At 76.6% G+C, this 16632-nt stretch carries 14 protein-coding genes; 8 read left to right on the top strand and 6 right to left on the bottom strand.

Going from position 1 to position 16632, the window contains the following annotated elements:
* The first annotated feature begins 99 nt into the window (after positions 1 to 99).
* Genes R3E88_05380 through R3E88_05395 form a run of 4 tightly spaced genes read left to right on the top strand, consistent with a single transcriptional unit; the run spans position 100 to position 4449 of the window.
* Positions 100 to 1122, top strand: coding sequence for a cyclopropane-fatty-acyl-phospholipid synthase family protein (locus R3E88_05380; GenBank protein MEZ4215890.1), 1023 nt, complete (start codon positions 100 to 102; stop codon positions 1120 to 1122).
* Entirely contained in the window at positions 1119 to 2396 is a 1278-nt protein-coding gene (locus R3E88_05385) for an FAD-dependent oxidoreductase (protein MEZ4215891.1), read from the top strand. Before R3E88_05380 ends, R3E88_05385 begins: the two co-directional genes overlap by 4 nt.
* On the top strand, positions 2393 to 3163 hold the full coding sequence (locus R3E88_05390) for a DUF1365 family protein (GenBank protein MEZ4215892.1): 771 nt from the start codon (positions 2393 to 2395) through the stop codon (positions 3161 to 3163). Before R3E88_05385 ends, R3E88_05390 begins: the two co-directional genes overlap by 4 nt.
* Complete coding sequence (locus R3E88_05395; GenBank protein ID MEZ4215893.1) at positions 3160 to 4449, top strand: cyclopropane-fatty-acyl-phospholipid synthase family protein; 1290 nt, start codon at positions 3160 to 3162, stop codon at positions 4447 to 4449. Before R3E88_05390 ends, R3E88_05395 begins: the two co-directional genes overlap by 4 nt.
* On the opposite strand, the gene R3E88_05400 is transcribed toward R3E88_05395, so the two are convergent.
* From R3E88_05400 to R3E88_05420, 5 genes are read right to left on the bottom strand one after another with little or no spacing between them, the layout of a single operon-like run.
* Complete coding sequence (locus R3E88_05400) at positions 4427 to 7693, bottom strand: translocation/assembly module TamB domain-containing protein (GenBank protein MEZ4215894.1); 3267 nt, start codon at positions 7691 to 7693, stop codon at positions 4427 to 4429. The two genes, R3E88_05395 and R3E88_05400, sit on opposite strands and share 23 nt — an antisense overlap.
* Entirely contained in the window at positions 7693 to 9642 is a 1950-nt protein-coding gene (locus R3E88_05405) for a BamA/TamA family outer membrane protein (protein ID MEZ4215895.1), read from the bottom strand. The genes R3E88_05400 and R3E88_05405 overlap by 1 nt, the downstream gene beginning before the upstream one ends.
* A 1-nt stretch (position 9643) precedes the next feature.
* Positions 9644 to 10447 (bottom strand): hypothetical protein, encoded by an 804-nt coding sequence (locus tag R3E88_05410; protein ID MEZ4215896.1) that lies wholly within the window; start codon positions 10445 to 10447, stop codon positions 9644 to 9646.
* A gap of 44 nt (positions 10448 to 10491) precedes the next feature.
* Positions 10492 to 11319 carry a TIGR03435 family protein gene (locus R3E88_05415; protein ID MEZ4215897.1) on the bottom strand — a complete coding sequence of 276 codons (828 nt, stop codon included), beginning with the start codon at positions 11317 to 11319 and terminating at the stop codon, positions 10492 to 10494.
* A gap of 60 nt (positions 11320 to 11379) precedes the next feature.
* Positions 11380 to 12726 carry an MFS transporter gene (locus R3E88_05420; protein ID MEZ4215898.1) on the bottom strand — a complete coding sequence of 449 codons (1347 nt, stop codon included), beginning with the start codon at positions 12724 to 12726 and terminating at the stop codon, positions 11380 to 11382.
* A 203-nt stretch (positions 12727 to 12929) separates the two neighbouring features.
* On the opposite strand from R3E88_05420, the gene R3E88_05425 reads away from it, so the two are divergent.
* From R3E88_05425 to R3E88_05440, 4 genes are all read left to right on the top strand, one after another.
* Positions 12930 to 13853 carry a thioesterase family protein gene (locus R3E88_05425; GenBank protein MEZ4215899.1) on the top strand — a complete coding sequence of 308 codons (924 nt, stop codon included), beginning with the start codon at positions 12930 to 12932 and terminating at the stop codon, positions 13851 to 13853.
* 105 nt (positions 13854 to 13958) lie between these two features.
* A complete protein-coding gene (locus R3E88_05430) occupies positions 13959 to 14657 on the top strand; it encodes a hypothetical protein (protein ID MEZ4215900.1) in 699 nt (232 codons plus the stop codon).
* Positions 14654 to 15172 (top strand): nitroreductase/quinone reductase family protein, encoded by a 519-nt coding sequence (locus tag R3E88_05435; GenBank protein ID MEZ4215901.1) that lies wholly within the window; start codon positions 14654 to 14656, stop codon positions 15170 to 15172. Before R3E88_05430 ends, R3E88_05435 begins: the two co-directional genes overlap by 4 nt.
* Entirely contained in the window at positions 15169 to 15792 is a 624-nt protein-coding gene (locus R3E88_05440; GenBank protein ID MEZ4215902.1) for a hypothetical protein, read from the top strand. Before R3E88_05435 ends, R3E88_05440 begins: the two co-directional genes overlap by 4 nt.
* On the opposite strand, the gene R3E88_05445 is transcribed toward R3E88_05440, so the two are convergent.
* Entirely contained in the window at positions 15789 to 16586 is a 798-nt protein-coding gene (locus tag R3E88_05445; GenBank protein ID MEZ4215903.1) for a class I SAM-dependent methyltransferase, read from the bottom strand. The two genes, R3E88_05440 and R3E88_05445, sit on opposite strands and share 4 nt — an antisense overlap.
* Positions 16587 to 16632: the final 46 nt, after the last annotated feature.

The raw sequence follows: 16632 nt of genomic DNA on the forward strand, positions 1-16632 counted from the left end.
GCGGGCCGCGACCTAGGGTGCGCGCTCGCGAGGAGGCGGCGCGTGGCGACGAGCGATCGGGAGCGGGAGCCGGCTTCGGGCGGTGTCGTCGGGCGCGGCATCGCGCTGGCGGAAGCGGGCCGCGTTCCCGACGCGATCGTCCGCTTCGCGATCCGGCGCATCGTCGCGCTGCGCGCGCGCGGAGAGGCGCGCACCGCGCGCTCGGCGCGCGAGTTCGCGCGCGCGATGCGCGCGCAGCCCGTGCTCACGCACGCGGCCGAAGCCAACCGACAGCACTACGAGGTGCCGGCGGAGCTCTTCGAGCGCGTCCTCGGTCCGCGCCTCAAGTACAGCTGCGCGTGGTTCGCCGACGACCACGGCGACCTCGCGCGCGCCGAGGAGGAGATGCTCGCGCTCACGTGCGAGCGCGCGGGTCTCGAGGACGGCATGCGCGTCCTCGACCTCGGCTGCGGATGGGGCTCGCTGTCGACCTTCGTCGCCGAGCGCTTCCCGCGCGCGCGCGTGCTCGCGGTCTCGAACTCGCGCACGCAGCGCGCGTTCCTCCTCGATCGCTGCGCGAAGCGGGGCCTCGCGAACGTCGAGGTGCGGACGGCGGACGCGGCGCTCCTCGAGCTCCCCGCGGCGGGCTTCGACCGCGTCGTCTCGGTGGAGATGTTCGAGCACGTGCGCGACTGGCACGCGCTCTACGCGCGCATCGCGCGCTGGCTCGCGCCCGACGGGCGCTTCTTCCAGCACGTCTTCTGCCACCGCGCCCACCCGTACCGCTTCGAGGACGAGGGCGGCACCGACTGGATGGCGCGGAACTTCTTCAGCGGCGGGATCATGCCGTCCTTCGACCTGCCGGAGGCCGTGGGCGGAGCGCTCGCGGTCGAGGCCCGCTGGCGCGTTTCGGGCACGCACTACGCGCGCACGGCCGAGGCCTGGCTCGCGCGCGCCGACGCGCAGCGCGACGCGCTCCGGCGCGTGCTCGCCGCCGCCGGCGGCGCCGACGTCGATGCGGCGCGCGCGCTGCAGCGCTGGCGGATGTTCTTCATGGCGTGCGCCGAGCTGTTCGCCTTCCGCGACGGCGAGGAATGGCTCGTCGGCCACTACCTCCTGCGCCCGACGGAGCGGCGCGCGTGAGGGTCGCGATCGTCGGCGGCGGCGTCGCGGGCCTCGTGTGCGCGCACCGGCTGTGCGAGGCGCACGACGTCGAGCTCTTCGAGGCATCGGAGTGGCTCGGTGGCCACGCGCACACGGTCGACGTCGAGGTCGACGGGGTGGCCGTCGCGGTCGACACCGGCTTCATCGTCTACAACGAGCGCAACTATCCCCGCTTCACCGCGCTCCTGCGCGAGCTCGGCGTCGAGACGCGCCCGACCGGGATGAGCTTCGGCTTCCGCTCGGATCGCACGGGAATCGAGTACGCGGGAGGCAGCTGGAGCGGCCTGCTCGCGTCGCCGCGCCACCTCCTGCGGCCGCGCTACCTGGCGATGCTGCGCGACGCGGCGCGCTTCTACCGCACGGCCGCGCGCGCGCTCGAGGACGACGCGCTCGAGGGCGTGTCGCTCGGCGACTGGCTCGAGCGCGAGCGCTACGGCGCCGCGTTCTGCGAGGACCACCTGCTCGCGATGGGCGGCGCCATCTGGTCGGTGCGCGCCGAGCACGTGCGCGCCTTCCCGGCGCGCGCGTTCCTCGAGTTCTTCGCGAACCACGGCCTGCTCACGCTCTCCGATCGCCCGCGCTGGCGCGTGGTGCGCGGCGGCTCGCGCCGCTACGTCGACGCGCTCGCGAAGGGCTTCCGCGAGCGCGTCCGGCTCGGCGCGCCGGTCGCGTCGATCCGACGCGACGCCGAAGGCGTCGAGGTCGCGACGGAAGCGGGCGGCGCGTACCGCTTCGACGCCGTCGTCCTCGCCTGCCACAGCGACCAGGCGCTCGCGCTCCTCGCCGACGCGACCGCGCGCGAGCGCGACGTCCTCGGCGCGATCGCGTACCAGGCGAACGACGTCGTGCTGCACACCGACGAATCCCACCTCCCGCGCGCGCGCCGCGCGCGCGCCGCGTGGAACTACCGCGTTCCCGTCGCGGACGGCGAGCGCGTGACCGTCACCTACGACATGAGCCTCCTGCAGGGGCTCGACACGCCGCGTCCCCTGCTCGTGACGCTGAACGCCAGCGAGCCCGTCCGCGAGGACGCGGTACTCGGCCGGTTCGAGTACGCGCACCCGGTCTTCGATGCGCGCGCCGTCGCGGCGCGCGCGCGACACGGCGAGCTCCAGGGCGAACGGCACACCTACTACGCCGGCGCCTACTGGGGACACGGGTTCCACGAGGACGGCGTCGCGAGCGCGCACCGGGCCGTCGCCGCGCTCGAGGCCCATGCGCGGCGGCGCTCGCGCGCGGGGCGCGGCGCGTGAGGAGCGCCTTCTACACGGGCACCGTCGTGCACGCGCGCCGCCACCCCGCGCACGCGTTCGAGCCGCGCGTCCGCATGTACTGGCTCGAGCTCGACGAGATCCCGATGCTCGTGCGCGACGGCCTCGTGTCGACGCGCCGCTTCGCGCGCCGCTGCTTCCGGCGCGCCGACCACCCCGGCGACGCGGCGACGCCGCTCGACGTCGCGATCCGCGATCTCGTCGAGGGCCGGACGGGCGCGCGGCCTCGCGGGCCGATCGCGCTCCTCACGCAGCTGCGCCAGCTCGGCGTGCGCTTCGACCCCGTGAGCTTCTTCTACTGCCTGTCGCCTTCGCGCGACGCGATCGAGGCCGTCGTCGCCGACGTCTCGAACACGCCCTGGGGCGAGCGCCACACCTACGTGCTCGCGCCCGACGCGGGCGCCGCCGCGCCCGGCGGCGCCGCGCTCGACGTCTCCGTCCGCAAGACGTTCCATGTGTCGCCGTTCCTCGGCATGGACGTCGCGCACCGCTTCCGGCTCTCGCTTCCGGGCGAGACGCTCGACGTCGCGATCGACGACGTGGGGAGCGACGGCGTGCGCTTCGCCGCGCGCCTCCGGCTCGCGCGACGCCCCTTCGCCGAGGGACGCCGCGGCGCGTGCGCGCCGCTCGCGACGCTCGCGGGCATCTACGCCCGCGCGCTCCGCATCGCCCTGCTCGGCGCGCCCTTCCACCCGCATCCGCGCCGTCTCGCCGCACGGCCCGCGGACGCCGAGGAGCCCGTCTCGTGACGCAGACCGACGTCGCCTTCCGACCCACCGCCGACCGCGCGTCCCGCGAAGCGCGAAGCCGGCTGCAGGAGCGCGTGCGCGCGGCGCTCCACGCGAAGCTCGCGCGCCTCGAGGCGTCGCGCGTCGCGTGGCACGAAGACGGCGCGGCGCTCGCGTTCGGTCGCCCCGACGCGTCGCGCGCGGCGCGCATCGACGTGCACGCGCCGCGCTTCTACTCGCGTCTCGTCCGCGAGGGGAGCCTCGGCGCGGCGCGCGCGTACATCGACGGCGACTGGTCGTCGCCGGACCTCGCGGCGCTGCTGCGGGTCGTGGTCGCCGAGCCCGCGCTCTTCGGCGGTCTCGACGGGCCGCTCGCGCGCGCGGCGTCGGCCGGGCGCGCACTGCTCGCGCCGCTCGCGCGCAACACGCGGCGCGGCAGTCGCCGCAACATCGCCGCTCACTACGACCTCGGCGACGCGCTCTTCGAGCGCATGCTCGACCCGACGATGACCTACTCGTCCGCCGTCTTCCCGGCGCCGGACGCGACGCTCGAGGAGGCGCAGGTCGAGAAGATGGATCGCCTCTGTCGTCGGCTCGCGCTCGCGCCGGGGCAGCGCGTGCTCGAGATCGGGACGGGCTGGGGCGGCTTCGCGCTCCACGCCGCGGGCCGCCACGGCGCGCGCGTCACGACGACGACCGTCTCCCGCGCGCAGTACGAGGGCGCGCGCGCGCGCTTCGCGCGCGATCCGGCGGGCCGGCGCATCGAGCTCCTGCTGCGCGACTACCGCGACCTCGCGGGCACCTACGACCGCCTCGTGTCGATCGAGATGATCGAGGCGGTCGGCGACGCCTTCCTCGACGGCTACCTGCGCGCGTGCAGCGAGCGTCTCGCTCCCGACGGTGCGATGGCCCTCCAGGCGATCGTCATCGGCGACCAGGGCTACGAGGCCGCGCGCCGCCACGTCGACTTCATCAAGCAGTACGTGTTCCCGGGCGGCTGCCTGCCCTCGGTCGAGCGGATCGCGCGCGGCGTCGCGCGCGCCACCGACCTGCGCTTCGTCGCGCTCGAGGACATCGGCGCGCACTACGCCGAGACGCTGCGCCGCTGGCGCGCGCGCTTCGACGCCGCGGAGCCCGAGCTGCGCGAGCTCGGCTTCGACGACGCCTTCCTCCGCACCTGGCGCTACTACCTCGCCTACTGCGAGGCCGGGTTCGAGGAGCGCCACATCGGCTGCGTGCAGATCGTCCTCGCGAAGCCGGGCCATCGTCCGCCGGTGCCGGGGCTCAGTACTCCGCTCGCAGGATGAGGTCGGCGCCCGCTTCGCCGGTCGTGCTCATCTGGCTCTCGACGCTCAGATGGCGCGTGAAGCGGTACTCGATCTGCAGCTCCTGCTCGCTCTGGTCGCCGAACGTCTGCCCGTAGCGGACGAACGTGCGGTCGCCGACGTACTTGCCCACGCGCAGCGCCTGCGCGCTGCCGTCCTCGCCGATCTCGATGTCGAGCGTGTCGACGATGCCCGCGTCCGCGATCAGCCGCCCGAACTCGCCCGCCGCGAGGCTCGCGGCGACCGACAGCGCGGCCGACTGCACCTGGCCGCGCTCGGCCTGCGCGAGCTCGTCGATCGGGCGCCCGAACACGAGATAGGCGAGCGCCTCGTCGCGCGACATCGGCGGCTCGCCGCCGAGCTGCACGAGCTGTGGCGGGTCGGAGAGACGTCCGGCGATCTCGATCACGACGTTCACGTCGCGCACGCGGTGCACGCCCTCGAAGTCGATCACGGGATCGCCCGGGTCGTCGCCGCCGTCGAACGTGACGACGCCCCGCCGCAGGTCGAACCGCTTGCGCTGGAAGTCGAGCGAGCCGCGCACGACGCGCGCCTCGCCGACCGCGCGCAGCGCGTCGTGCGGCCGCTTCGCGAGCCGCACGTCGCCCTGGAGGTCGACCTCCGCGCCGCGCCCGCGCACCCAGGTGTTGCGCGGGACGCGGATGCGCACGTCGACGCGGCTCCGCGCGTACGCGCCGTCGCGCGCGCGCGTCTCCGCGAACTCGCTCGCGGCCGTGTCCTGCGACGACGCGGCGATCACCTGGATCTCGCGCAGCGCGCGGTCGTCCTCGTCGGGCAGGCGCACGCTGGCGTCCTCGAGCCGCACGTCGCCCTCGATCGCGAGCGCGTCGAGCGGCCCGTGCACGGCGAGCCGGCCGCGCACGTCCGTCGTGAGGATCGGCGCGCTCGAGAGCCGGAAGCCGTCGAGGTCGGCGCGCAGGTCGAGCGACGAAGGGACGAGGCCGTCGAGCGCGACGTCGCCCTCGATCGTCGCGAGGCCGCGCCGCTCCGGGCCCTCTCCGTCGCGGTCCTTCGGCAGGCCGATCGCGAGCCGCTCGACGTGGACGACGCCGTCGGCGAGCGAGAACGCTCCCTCGATCGGGGCATAGCGACGGCGCGCGAGCGGCACGTCGATGCCGCCGTCGCGCAGCACGACGCGACCGCTCACGTCGGGGGCAGTCCCACCGCCCGCGATCGCGAGATCGACGTCGAGCTCGCCGCCGGGCGCGCGCAGCGTGCGCGGGAGGAGGGGCGCGGCGATCGCGACGTCGAGGCCCCGTCCTTCGATCGCGACGCGCGTCGTCTCGGCGCGAAGGAGGCGCGCGGTGTCGCCGCCCGCCGGCCACCGCGCCTCGCCGCGCGCGGCGATCGCGACGCGCCGCTCGCCGACCTCGCGCAGCGACGCGTCGAAGTCGAGCGCGCCGCCGGCGACGCGCGCGCTCGCGAACACGCCGTCGAGCGGCACGCCCTCGATCGCCGCGTCGCGCCACGTGAGCGTGAGCGCGCCCGTCGGGTCGCCGAGCGGGTGCGCGAGCTGCAGCCCGAGCGTCGCCGCGCCGCGCAGCGCGACCGCGCCGCCCGCGAGCGCCGCGACGCGCGCGACGTCGACGTCGAGAGCGTCGACCTGCACGCGATCGACGCCGTCGCCCGCGATCACCGCGTCCGCGTGCACGGCGCGCGCGAGCGACGTGTGCACGTCGACCGCGCCGCGGCGCGCGCCGCGCGCGCCCGACGGCTCGGCGAGCGAGGCTTCCGCGCGGACGTCGCCGAGCGCGAGGCCGGCGACGCGCAGCCCGCGCGCGTCCGCGTCGAGGGCGAGCACGGGCGCGGCGAGTGCGCCGTGTGCGCGCAGCGCGAGGCGCGCCGCGCCGGCGAGCGAGCCCGGCTCGCGATCGGCGCCGAGCCAGGCCGCGAGCGCGGGCTCGGGCAGCGCGGCGAGATCGTCGACGTCGACGTCGAGCGCGAGCGCCGCGAGCGCGCGGTCGTCGCCGCGCGCGCTCCCGCGCACGCGCAGCGGCGGCGCGTCGAGCGAGAGTGCCTCGACCTCCCAGGCGCTCGCGTCGGTCGCGCGCGCGCGCAGCGCGCCGCCCTCGACGCGCAGCCCGGCGACCTCGCCCGGCGCGAGCGCGAGATCGACCGCCGCGGCGTGCGCGCCCGCGCGGCGCGAGATCGCGAGCCCGACGCGCGCGTCGAGCGCGCCGGCGAAGCGCGCGTCGCCGAGGAGCGCCTCGGGATCGACCCGTGCGAGGCGCAGCGCGACGTGCGCGTCGGCGTCGCGGGCGCCGTCCCACCAGTCGGAGAGCGGCGCGCGCGCGTCGTCGTCGACGCGCGCCGCGACGGTGTCGGGCGCGGCGGGCGCGGGCAGCGCGAGGCCCTCGCCCGCGACGGTGAGGAGCCCGTCGCGCACGTCGACGCGCAGCGCGCCGTCGCCGTCGCCGCGCGCGCCCGCGGCACCGGTCGCCGCATCGCCCGCGTCGACGGCACCGCCCGTTGCGATCGCACCGCCCGCACCGCCCGCATCGCCCGCCGACGTCGCGAGCGGTGCGATGCGCGCGACGAGCCTCGCGCGCAGCCGTTCGATGGCGTCGGCGTCGAGCGGCCAGGCGAGCTCCGCGAGCTCGCCGTCGACGTCGATCGCGATCGGCGCGCGATCGGGCGCGAGCACGAGCTCGACGCGCGCGCCGACGAGCCGCGCGCGCTCGAGGTACGCCGCGACGGGCGTCGCGTCGCCGGTCTCCGCGCCGGGGGCGGCGGGCGGCGCCTCCGCGCCGTCGGCGCCGAGCCGCGCGAGGTTCCAGCCGCCGTCCGCGTCGCGCGCGAGGCGCACGCGCAGGCCGCGCAGCTCGAGCTCGCGGATCGCGATGCGACGGTCGCGCACGGCGGTGTCGACGTCGAAGCGCAGGACGAGCTCGTCGAACGCGATCGCAGGCTCGCCGTCGACGCGCATCTCGACGTCGCGCAGCCGGGCGTCCGGGAGCAGGCGCCCCGCGAGCTCGCCGATCTCGAGCTCGGCCCCGAGCGCGTCGCCGACCTCGCGCTCGACCGTCTCGCGCAGCGCACCGCGGCCGACGCCGCTCCGCACCGCCGTGATCGCGAGCGCGACCGCGCCGAGCGCGAGCACGGCGGCGAGGAGCAGGTATCCGAGCGCGCGCGCGGCGCGCCGCGCGCGCGTCGGCGCGCCGTCCTGCGGCCCGGCTCGCTCGTCGTCGCGTCGCGTCGTCGGCATCAGAACGCGTGCCCCACGGAGAAGTGGATCTCGTAGCGGTCGATGCGCGCGCCGTCGTCGAGCGGGAACGCGACGTCGAAGCGCAGCGGGCCGACCGGTGTCGCGATGCGGAGGCCGGCGCCCGCGCCCGGGAAGACGTCCCGGCCCCAGTGCGCGGGACGCCGCTCGATGTCGCCGGCGTCGACGAACACGACGCCGCCGACGGGATCCCAGATCGGGAAGCGCAGCTCGGCGGCCGCCTCCGCCCACGAGAGCCCGCCGAGCGGGTCGCCCTCGGCGTCGAGCGGCCCGACGAGATGGTAGTCGTAGCCGCGCACGCTCGTGCTGCCGCCCGTGAAGAAGCGCTCGAACACGGGGACGTCGAACTCGCCGGTGCCGCCGAGCGGATGGATCGCGCCGATCTCGAAGCGCAGCGCGAGCACGAGCCGACGCCACGACGCGTAGGTCTTCGCGCTCGCGCGCCAGCGCAGGTAGTCGACGTCGCTCCCGAGGGCGCGCAGCGTCGGCCGCAGCTCGAGGTCGAACGACGTGCCGCGCGTCGGCTCGAGCAGGTCGTCGACGCGGATGCGGCGCAGGCCGAGCGTCGCCGAGCCGAGCAGGAACGTGTCGGGCTGGAGCGGCGCGGCGGGGTCGAACGCGCGCAGGTCCGCGAAGCGCTTCACCACCTCCGCGCGCTCGAAGCGGTAGCCCGCGCGCGCGACGACACCCCCGCCGACCGGCACGCGCAGCTCGATCGCGCCCCACGCGCGGTCGACGTCGGCGGCGGGCTCCGTCTCGTGCTCGAACGCGACCGGGATCTCCGCCTCGACGTCGGGCTCGATGAAGCTCGGGTCGAGGTAGCGGACGCGACCGGCCGCGACGAGCGACGAGTACTTGCCCGACACCTCGAGCCGCTCGCCCTCGCCGAACAGGTTGCGGTGCTCCCACTCGCCGCGGACGCGGAAGCGATCCTCGGTGCCGTAGCCGCCGCCGAGCCGGATGCCGCGGCGCGGCCGCTCCTGCACGGCGACCTCGATGGGCCAGGTCGCGTGCGCCGACGCGTCCTGCGCGGCGAGCGCGTCGCCCTCGGGCTGCACGGGGCGGACGGCGACGCTGCGGAAGAGGCCGAGGTCCGCGACGGCGCGCTGCGCGGCGCGAAGCCGGCTCGGCGCATAGCGATCGCCCGTGCGCACGCCGCGCTCGCCGAGCTTCGCGAGCGCCTTGCGCACGTGGCGTTCGTCGACGCGGTCGAGCCCCTCGATGCGCACCTCGCCGACCTCGACGAGCGGGCCCGGCTCGACGCGCCACTCGACGTGCGCGACGCGCTCCTCGAGCAGCACGCGCGCGCCGCCCTCGATGCCCGCGCGCGGGTGGCCGCGTTCGGCGAGCGCCGCGAGCAGCGCGTCGCGCGCGCGCTCGTAGCGGCGCGGGCTGAAGCGGCCGCCGGGCGCGAGCGCGGCCGCGCGCGCGACCGCCTCGCGCGCCTCGGCATCGAGGCCCGGCGCATCGAGGTCGAGGTCGAACGACGCGAGCGTCGTCGGGGCGCCGGGATCGATCGCGATCTCGACGCGCGCGCGCGTGCGCTCGTCGTTCCACGCGACGCGCGACGCGACCTCGACGTGGTAGTAGCCGTGGCTGCGGTAGAAGCGGCGGACGCGCTCGACGTCCTCCTCGAGCACCGCGGCGTCGAACGCCGGGCGCTCGCGCCAGAAGCGCCAGCCGCGGTCGCTCGTGAGCAGGCGCGCGCGCAGCTCGTCCTCGTCGACCGGGTCGTCGGGGTCGTCGTCGGCGGGCGCGACACCGGTCAGCGCGACATCGGCTACGCGCCCGTCGGCGGGCTCGGCGCGCGCGTCGTCGGCGCCCGCGTCCGCGTCCGCCGCGCTCGCGCCGAGCAGCGCCGCGAGCAGTGCGGCGAGCAGTGCGGCGAGCGGCGCGGCGCGCCGCGTCCGGCGCGCGCGGCGCGCCCTCACGTCAGTGCCCGGCCGCGTGCGGGAGGTCCGCGGCCTCGAGGTCCTCGCGCGACAGCCACATCGTGGTCGCGAACGGGCCGTCGGGATGGTCGAGGAACCAGACGTGCAGCATCTCCGGGCTGCGATGGGCGGGCTCGCCCTCGCGACACGCGCCGCCGCGCGCCTGGTCGACGATCAGCAGCCCGTCGCGCAGGCACATCGGGATCTTCCACACGTGGTAGTGCCAGAGCGTGCGGTTCCCGCCGATCTGCGGTCCGCGCGCGTCGAGCGCGCTCGCGTAGAACATCACCCCGGCGAGCAGCTTGCCCTGCGGCGTTCCGTAGTACATGAGGAACTCGGGGCGCTCGCAGTCGAGCACGCGACCGTCGAACAGGTACTCCTCGTTCACGTAGTGGCGGCGATCGCCGGCGAGCAGGTGGTAGCCGTCGGCGAGCCCCTTCTCGAAGGCGAACCATCCGTGCGCCTCGGCGGCCGCGCGGCAACGCGCGACGAGGTCGCGCGCCGCGGCCTCCTGCGCCGGTGTCGGCGCGACGTCGGGCGCGTGCTCGCTGAGCTCCCAGATCACCATGTGCGGCTCGTCCTGCGGCGTGCGCGGGACCTGCGACTCCGGGATCCACGCGTCGCTCGCCGGCAGGAAGCGGTGTGCGAAGCGCGGCGGTCCGGGCGGCGGCGGCGGGATCGGCGGCGCGTCGCCGCAGCCGGAGAGCGCGGCGCACGCGGCGAAGGCGGCGAGGGCGAGCGCGGCACTCGCGGCGGGGAAGGCGCCGCCGACGGGCGACGCGGCGGCGATCGCGGCGCGCGCCATCGCCCGCGTGCCGCGGGCGCGCACGCGCGCGCGGCGCAGCGCCGTCACGGCTTCGGGCGCACCACCAGGAACGCGAACTCGCCCTCGTCGGGAACGATCTCGAGCCCCACGTCCTGGAGGGCGTAGAAGAGCGCGGGCGTGCCGGCCGACTCGTCCCACTCGAGCACGAAGTCGTACGCGCCGGTGAGCCCCGTTTCGTCGAGGACGGGGCGGGGCGAGCGCCAGCGCAGCAGCGCGACGAGCTCGGCCATCGGCAGCCGCGTCGCCGCGATGCGCCCCTTGCCGACTTCGGCGCGCGGCGCGGGTGCGGTCGACGGCGCGAGCGGCGGGTCGCCCGCGCGGCGGCGCAGCCGGTTGACGGGAACCTTCTCGGTGCGGCGCTCGAGCTCGAGGCCGAGCGCGGCCGGCACACCGGCGGCGAAGACCTCGCGCAGGTTGCGGTCCTTCTGCGGGCCCGCGCGCAGCAGCACGTCGTAGCGCTTGCCGAGGTCGACGCCGCCCTCGCCGATCATGTCGCGCGGGTGCACGCCGGTCGACTGCGCGAGCAGCGCCGAGAGCTCGTAGCCGATCATGACGAGGTCGCCCGACGCGGGGTCGGTCTGGGCGCGCGGCTCGTTCTGCACGGACGGGCGGATCGCGAACGGCGCGTCGGGCGCGCTGCGCGCGGCCTTCACGGCCGCGCCCCCGGAGTCGGCCTTCACGGCGTCGGCGGCCGGGGTGGCCGCGGCGTCGGCGTCGGCGGGCGCGTCGGCCGCGTCCGCGACGACGGGCGCGAGCGGAGCGGCGAGGGCGAGTGCGCCGACGAGGAGTGCCGTGCGAACGGAGGGGGTGAAGAGCGGGAACGCGAGCCGGAGCGGCCGGGGGTGGGGCATGGGCGCGGACTCTACCGCGTCGCCCGTCGTCCCACCGGGCGCGCGCCGTCGCGCGCCGCCCTAGGTGCGGCGCGCGGCCGCGAGATCGCGCGGCAGGCTGCGCGCGCCCGCGACGAGCGCCGCGAACGCGACGACGTACGAGGCGAGCACCGCGCACATCGAGGCGCGGATCGCCGCGTCGCCGAAGCGCGGCGCGAACGCGTCGTTCAGCCAGCCGACCGCCTGCGGCCCGAGCCCCTGCCCGAGCAGGGTGATGAAGAAGACGATCACGGAGGCCGCGAGTGCGCGCATGCGCGGCGGCGCGAGCTGCTGCACGGCCGCGTACGCGGCCGGCGCCCACCCCGCGCCGAGCAGGCCCGACGGGATCGCCATCGCGATCGCGACGTCCGCCGTCGGCGCGAGCGACTGGCCGAGCAGGAAGGGGAGCGACGTCGCGACGGAGATCGCGGGCATCCACATCAGCCAGCGCACGTCGCGCCGCACGAGACGGTCGGTGAGCCAGCCCGCGCCGATGGCGCCCACGCCCGCCGACGCGGCGGCCGCGACGCCGAACTCGAGGCCGATCTCGAGCTTCGGGACGCCGAGCACGCGCGCGAGCAGCACGGGCATCCACACGCCGAACCCCGTGCCGCCGAACGACGCGATGCCGGCGCCGATCGCGATGCCGCGGAAGCTGCGGCGCTGCCAGAGGTAGCGGAAGACCTCGACGATGCCGGGCGTCGCGTCGGCGTCCGCGCCGTGCGCGGCGAGGCCGTCGAAGCGCCCGCGCACGGGCTCGCGCACCGTGAAGAACAGGAGCGCGGCGCCCGCGACGCCCGCGACGCCGAGCGCGTAGAACGCTTCGCGCCAGCCGAAGGCGGTCGCGAGCCAGCCGCCGGCGAGCAGCCCCGCGAGCTGGCCGAGCGACACGCCCTGCTGGAAGACGCCGAAGGCGAACGTGCGGCGCTCCGGTGGGAAGTAGTCGGCGAGGACCGAGTGCGCGGGGGCCGTGCCGCCGGCCTCGCCGACGCCGACGCCGATGCGCGCGGCCGCGAGCTCGAACATGCTGCGCGCGGCGCCCGAGACGGCGGTCATCGCGCTCCACGTCACGAACGCGATCGACAGGATGACGCGGCGCGAGTGGCGGTCGGCGAGCCGCGCGACCGGCAGGCCGAGCAGCGTGTACGACACCGCGAAGCCCGGGCCCAGCAGGAATCCCATCAGCGCGTCCGACGACCCGAACTCGGCCTTGATGTCCTCGACGAGGATCGAGAGCACCCAGCGGTCGAGGTAGTTGAAGACGTACATCAGCGTGAGCACGCCGAGCACGTAGTGCGCGTAGCGGGAGCTCGGCGGCGGCTCGCCGGCGGGAGCGGCGAGCGGCGCGGAGCCTGGGCGCGAGGCGTCGTCGGGCGGTGCGGGCGACACGGACGGCGGACCTCGCGACTTCGAGCGGGCGCGCACCGTACCACGCGCGCCCGGTCGGCACGCGCGGGAAGCGCGCGCGGACGTGCGGACGTGCGGACGCGCGGACGCGAGGCTGGGAGCGGCGGCGCGGGTCGCTCGTCGGGCCGGTCGCCTGCTAGGTTCGCGCCGCCGCGCGCCCCGGCCGCCCATTCCGGAGACACCCCATGGACCTCGACGACGCGCCGCGCGCGCAGGCGGGCGCCGCGCCGACGCGCCCCGCGGCGGCCTCGCTGCTCGACGACACGCGGCTCGAGCGCGTGCGCGCGACGACGGCCGCGGGCGCGAGCGCGCTCTACCGCGGCGTCCTCCCGCGCAGCTGGAACGCGCACGTGTACCCCTTCGGCGGCGTCGCCAGCGCGATCGCGCTGCGCGCGATGCGCGAGGAGCTCGGGCGCCCCGCGCACGCGCCGCGCACGCTCACGACGCTCTTCGCGTCGCCGGTCGCGGACGGCGAGATCGAGGCCGAGGTCGAGGTCGTGCGCGCCGGGCGCGGCATGTCGCAGCTGCGCGCCACGCTGCGCAACGTCGGCAGCGACGAGCCCGGTCACGTGTCGATGGCCGTCTTCGGCGGCGCGCGCCGCGGGTTCTCGTTCACCGACGTGCGCCCCCCGGACTGGGTCGCGCCGCAGGACGCCGCGCCGCCGAAGGAGCCGCCGGCCGAGCACGCGCGCTTCCGGTCGCCGTTCTTCGAGCAGCTCGAGGTGCGGCAGTGGAACGTGCGCTCGTCGTGGGAGACGGGCTGGGAGCCGGGCCGCGCGCGCGCGTCGCGCTGGATGCGGTACCGCGTGCCGCCGCTCCGCGAGGACGGCGTGCTCGACCCGCTCGCCTACGTCCCCGTCTGCGACACGATGCCGCCGTCGGTGGTGCAGGCCGTCGGGCCGGGAGGGCCGACGTTCTTCGCGCCGAGCTGCGACCTGACCGTGCAGATCTTCCGCGAGACGCGCAGCGAGTGGCTGCTCGCCGACGCGCGCACGCACTGGGCGGGCGACGGCTACGCGTCGTCGACGATCGACCTGTGGGACGTCGACCGGCAGCTGCTCGCGCGCGCGAGCCAGCTCATGTACCTGCGGCTCGACGCGGAGGCGTAGGATGCGCGGCGCCGGGCTGTACGGCGCGCGGCGCCGGGCTGTGCGGCGCCGGGCTGCGCGGCGCCGGGCTGTGCGGCGCAAGCCTGTGGATGGGAGGGCCGTGCGATGGAGAAGCTCGTCTACGTCCTGCGCCGGCGCGCGGGCGATTCGATCGAGGCCCATCGCGACGCGCTGCTCGCCACCGCGGCACCGGCGATTCTCGAGGCCGGCGCGCTCGCGCTGACCGCGCAGGTCGCCGACCTCGCGACCGACCCGCGCGTGCGCCCCGAGCAGCTGTTCGGAGAGGGCGCCACCTACGCATCGGTCGTGTCCGTGTGGCTCGACTCGCTCGATGCGCGCGCGCCGGTGACGGCGGCGCTCGAGGCGCTCGGCGGCCGCGTCGACGCCTACCTCGTGACGGAGTCCGTGCCGCAGGCGTGCGTCGACCGCACCTGGAAGGACGGCGAGCGGAGCCCGGGCGTCACGCAGATCGTCACCTTCCCGAAGCCCGAGCGGCTCACCGACGAGGCCTTCTTCCGCGGCTGGCACGACGAGCACACGCCGTTCAGCTTCGAGCTCCACCCGACGCGCTGGTCGTACGTGCGCAACGCCGTCGCGCGCGCGCTCACGCCGGGCGCGCCTCCGTACCGCGCGATCGTCGAGGAGCGCTGGCGCGAGTTCGACGAGTGGCTCGACCCGAAGCGGCTCTTCGGCTCGGGCGACGTGCTGCGCCGTTCGGCCGAGGAGCTCGTCCACTACGCCGACTTCGCGTCGCTGAACCAGACGCTCGCGAGCGAGTGGATCGTGAAGAGCCTGCGCGCGTGACGGGCACCGACCTCGTCGTGCGCTTCGGCGCCTCGAAGTTCGGCCGCGAGGTCGACGTCCTGGTCGCGCGCGCGACCGGCCACTCGCTCGTGAACGCGCTCTTCTCGCGCGCCTACGGCGCGCCCTACAACAAGCCGCTCGTGCTCACGACGACCGGACGCCGGACGGGGCGGGCGCGCAGCGTCGTGCTGCCCTTCTTCGCGGCGGGCGAGGGCGCGGGCGCCGACCCGGCGCTCGCGCGCTTCCCGCTCGCGATCGTCGGCTCGCGCGGCGGCACGCGCGTCGACCCGCAGTGGGCGCACAACCTGCGCGCGACGCCGGAGGCGACCGTGCACATCGACCGGCGCGCGCACCGCGTGCGCGTGCACGAGGCGACGGGCGACGAGCGCGAGCGGCTGTGGCGCGACATCTGCGCGCGCGCGCCGGTGTACGCGGAGTACCAGCGGCGCGCGAAGACGCGCACGATTCCGGTCTTCGTGCTGTCGCCGGCGGGCGACGGCGCCGCCCGCGCGTGAGCGGCGACGCGGCCGCGCGCGACGCGGTCGTGCTCGTCACGGGCCTCCCGCGCGCGGGCACCTCGCTCGCGATGCAGATGCTCGCGGCGGGCGGCGTGCCCCTGCTCGTCGACGACGCGCGCCCGCCCGACGCGAGCAACCCGCGCGGCTACCTCGAGTACGCGCCGGTCAGGGCGATCGCGCGCGACGCCGCCTTCGTCGCGCGCGCGCGCGGCCGCGCCGTGAAGGTCGTGGCGCCGCTGCTGCGCCACCTGCCGGCGGGCGAGCGCTACGTCGCGATCTGGATGGAGCGCGACCTCGGCGAGGTGCTCGCCTCGCAGGCCGCGATGCTGGCGCGCGCCGCGCGCGACCCGGCGACGCCCGGCGACACCGAGCCCGAGGACGCCGCGCTCCGCCGCGCGTTCGCGTCGAGCGCCGCGCGCGGCGCCGCAGCGCTCGACGCGCTCGGCGCGCGCGTGCTGCGCGTCGACCACGCCGCGCTGCTGTGCGACCCGACGGGCGTCGCCGCGCGGATGGCCTCGCACCTCGCGCGCGAGGCCGGCCTCGCGCTCGACGCGCGCGCGGCCGCCGCGGCGGTCGACCCCGCGCTGTGGCGCGAGCGGCGGGAGGCGATTCGCTAGGCGGCGGCGTCGGCGCGCGCGGGCGCGGCGGGCTTGCGCCCGCGGTACTCGATGAAGGCGCCCGGCACGATCACGTTCGAGCGCGCGTCCTCGAAGCCCGCCTCGCGCAGCACCGCGACGATCTTCTCCGGCGGCACCGCCTGCTCGACCGTGTCCCAGTAGTAGTCCATCAGCAGCTTCGCCTCGCGGTCGCGCGTCGCGAGCAGCGTGAGGCCCGGGATCACCGTCTTCCACGCGAAGCGCGTGAGGCCGTGGCCGATGCGCGACTTCGGGACGTGGCCTTCGAGGATCCAGAGCTGGCCGCCCGGCTTGAGCACGCGGAGATACTCGCGGAACGTCGCGACGAGGTCGGAGACGTGGCGCAGCGCGATGCCCATCGTCACGAAGTCGAACTCGTCGCTGCGGATCGGCAGCGCCTGTCCGACGCCGCGCACGCGCGGGCCGCGGAACGTCTTGCCGGCCTCCGCGAGCATTCCGGGGTTCGGGTCGACGCCGACGACGAGGCCCGACGGCCCGACGTTGCGCGCCGCGCCGCGCGCGACGGCGCCCGTGCCCATCGCGATGTCGAGCACCTTCATGCCGGGCTTCATGCCGGCGGCCTTCATCGAGAGGCGCCGGTAGAGCAGCCCGCCGTTCCCGAAGATCCGCTCGATCGTGTCGTAGTGGCGCGCCGTGCGATTGAAGAGATCCATCACGTAGCGATGGCGCTCGGCGTCGGCGCCGTAGTACTCGCGCAGCGGCGAGTGCGGCGGGACGGGCGTGCCCTCGGGCGGCCGGGGAGCGGGCTCGGACATCTCGCGATCCTCCTCGCCGCGCGCGTCGCGCGCGCGGGCGCCGCCG

It is taken from the genome of Myxococcota bacterium, assembly GCA_041389495.1.
GTDB lineage: Bacteria > Myxococcota_A > UBA9160 > UBA9160 > UBA4427 > JAWKRT01.

Excerpts from the sequence above, each read along its gene's own strand:
- R3E88_05400 (MEZ4215894.1), bottom strand. The coding sequence starts at position 7,693 with ATGCCGACGACGCGACGCGACGACGAGCGAGCCGGGCCGCAGGACGGC.
- R3E88_05425 (MEZ4215899.1), top strand. The coding sequence starts at position 12,930 with ATGGACCTCGACGACGCGCCGCGCGCGCAGGCGGGCGCCGCGCCGACG.
- R3E88_05410 (MEZ4215896.1), bottom strand. The coding sequence starts at position 10,447 with ATGGCGCGCGCCGCGATCGCCGCCGCGTCGCCCGTCGGCGGCGCCTTC.
- R3E88_05430 (MEZ4215900.1), top strand. The coding sequence starts at position 13,959 with ATGGAGAAGCTCGTCTACGTCCTGCGCCGGCGCGCGGGCGATTCGATC.
- R3E88_05415 (MEZ4215897.1), bottom strand. The coding sequence starts at position 11,319 with ATGCCCCACCCCCGGCCGCTCCGGCTCGCGTTCCCGCTCTTCACCCCC.
- R3E88_05445 (MEZ4215903.1), bottom strand. The coding sequence starts at position 16,586 with ATGTCCGAGCCCGCTCCCCGGCCGCCCGAGGGCACGCCCGTCCCGCCG.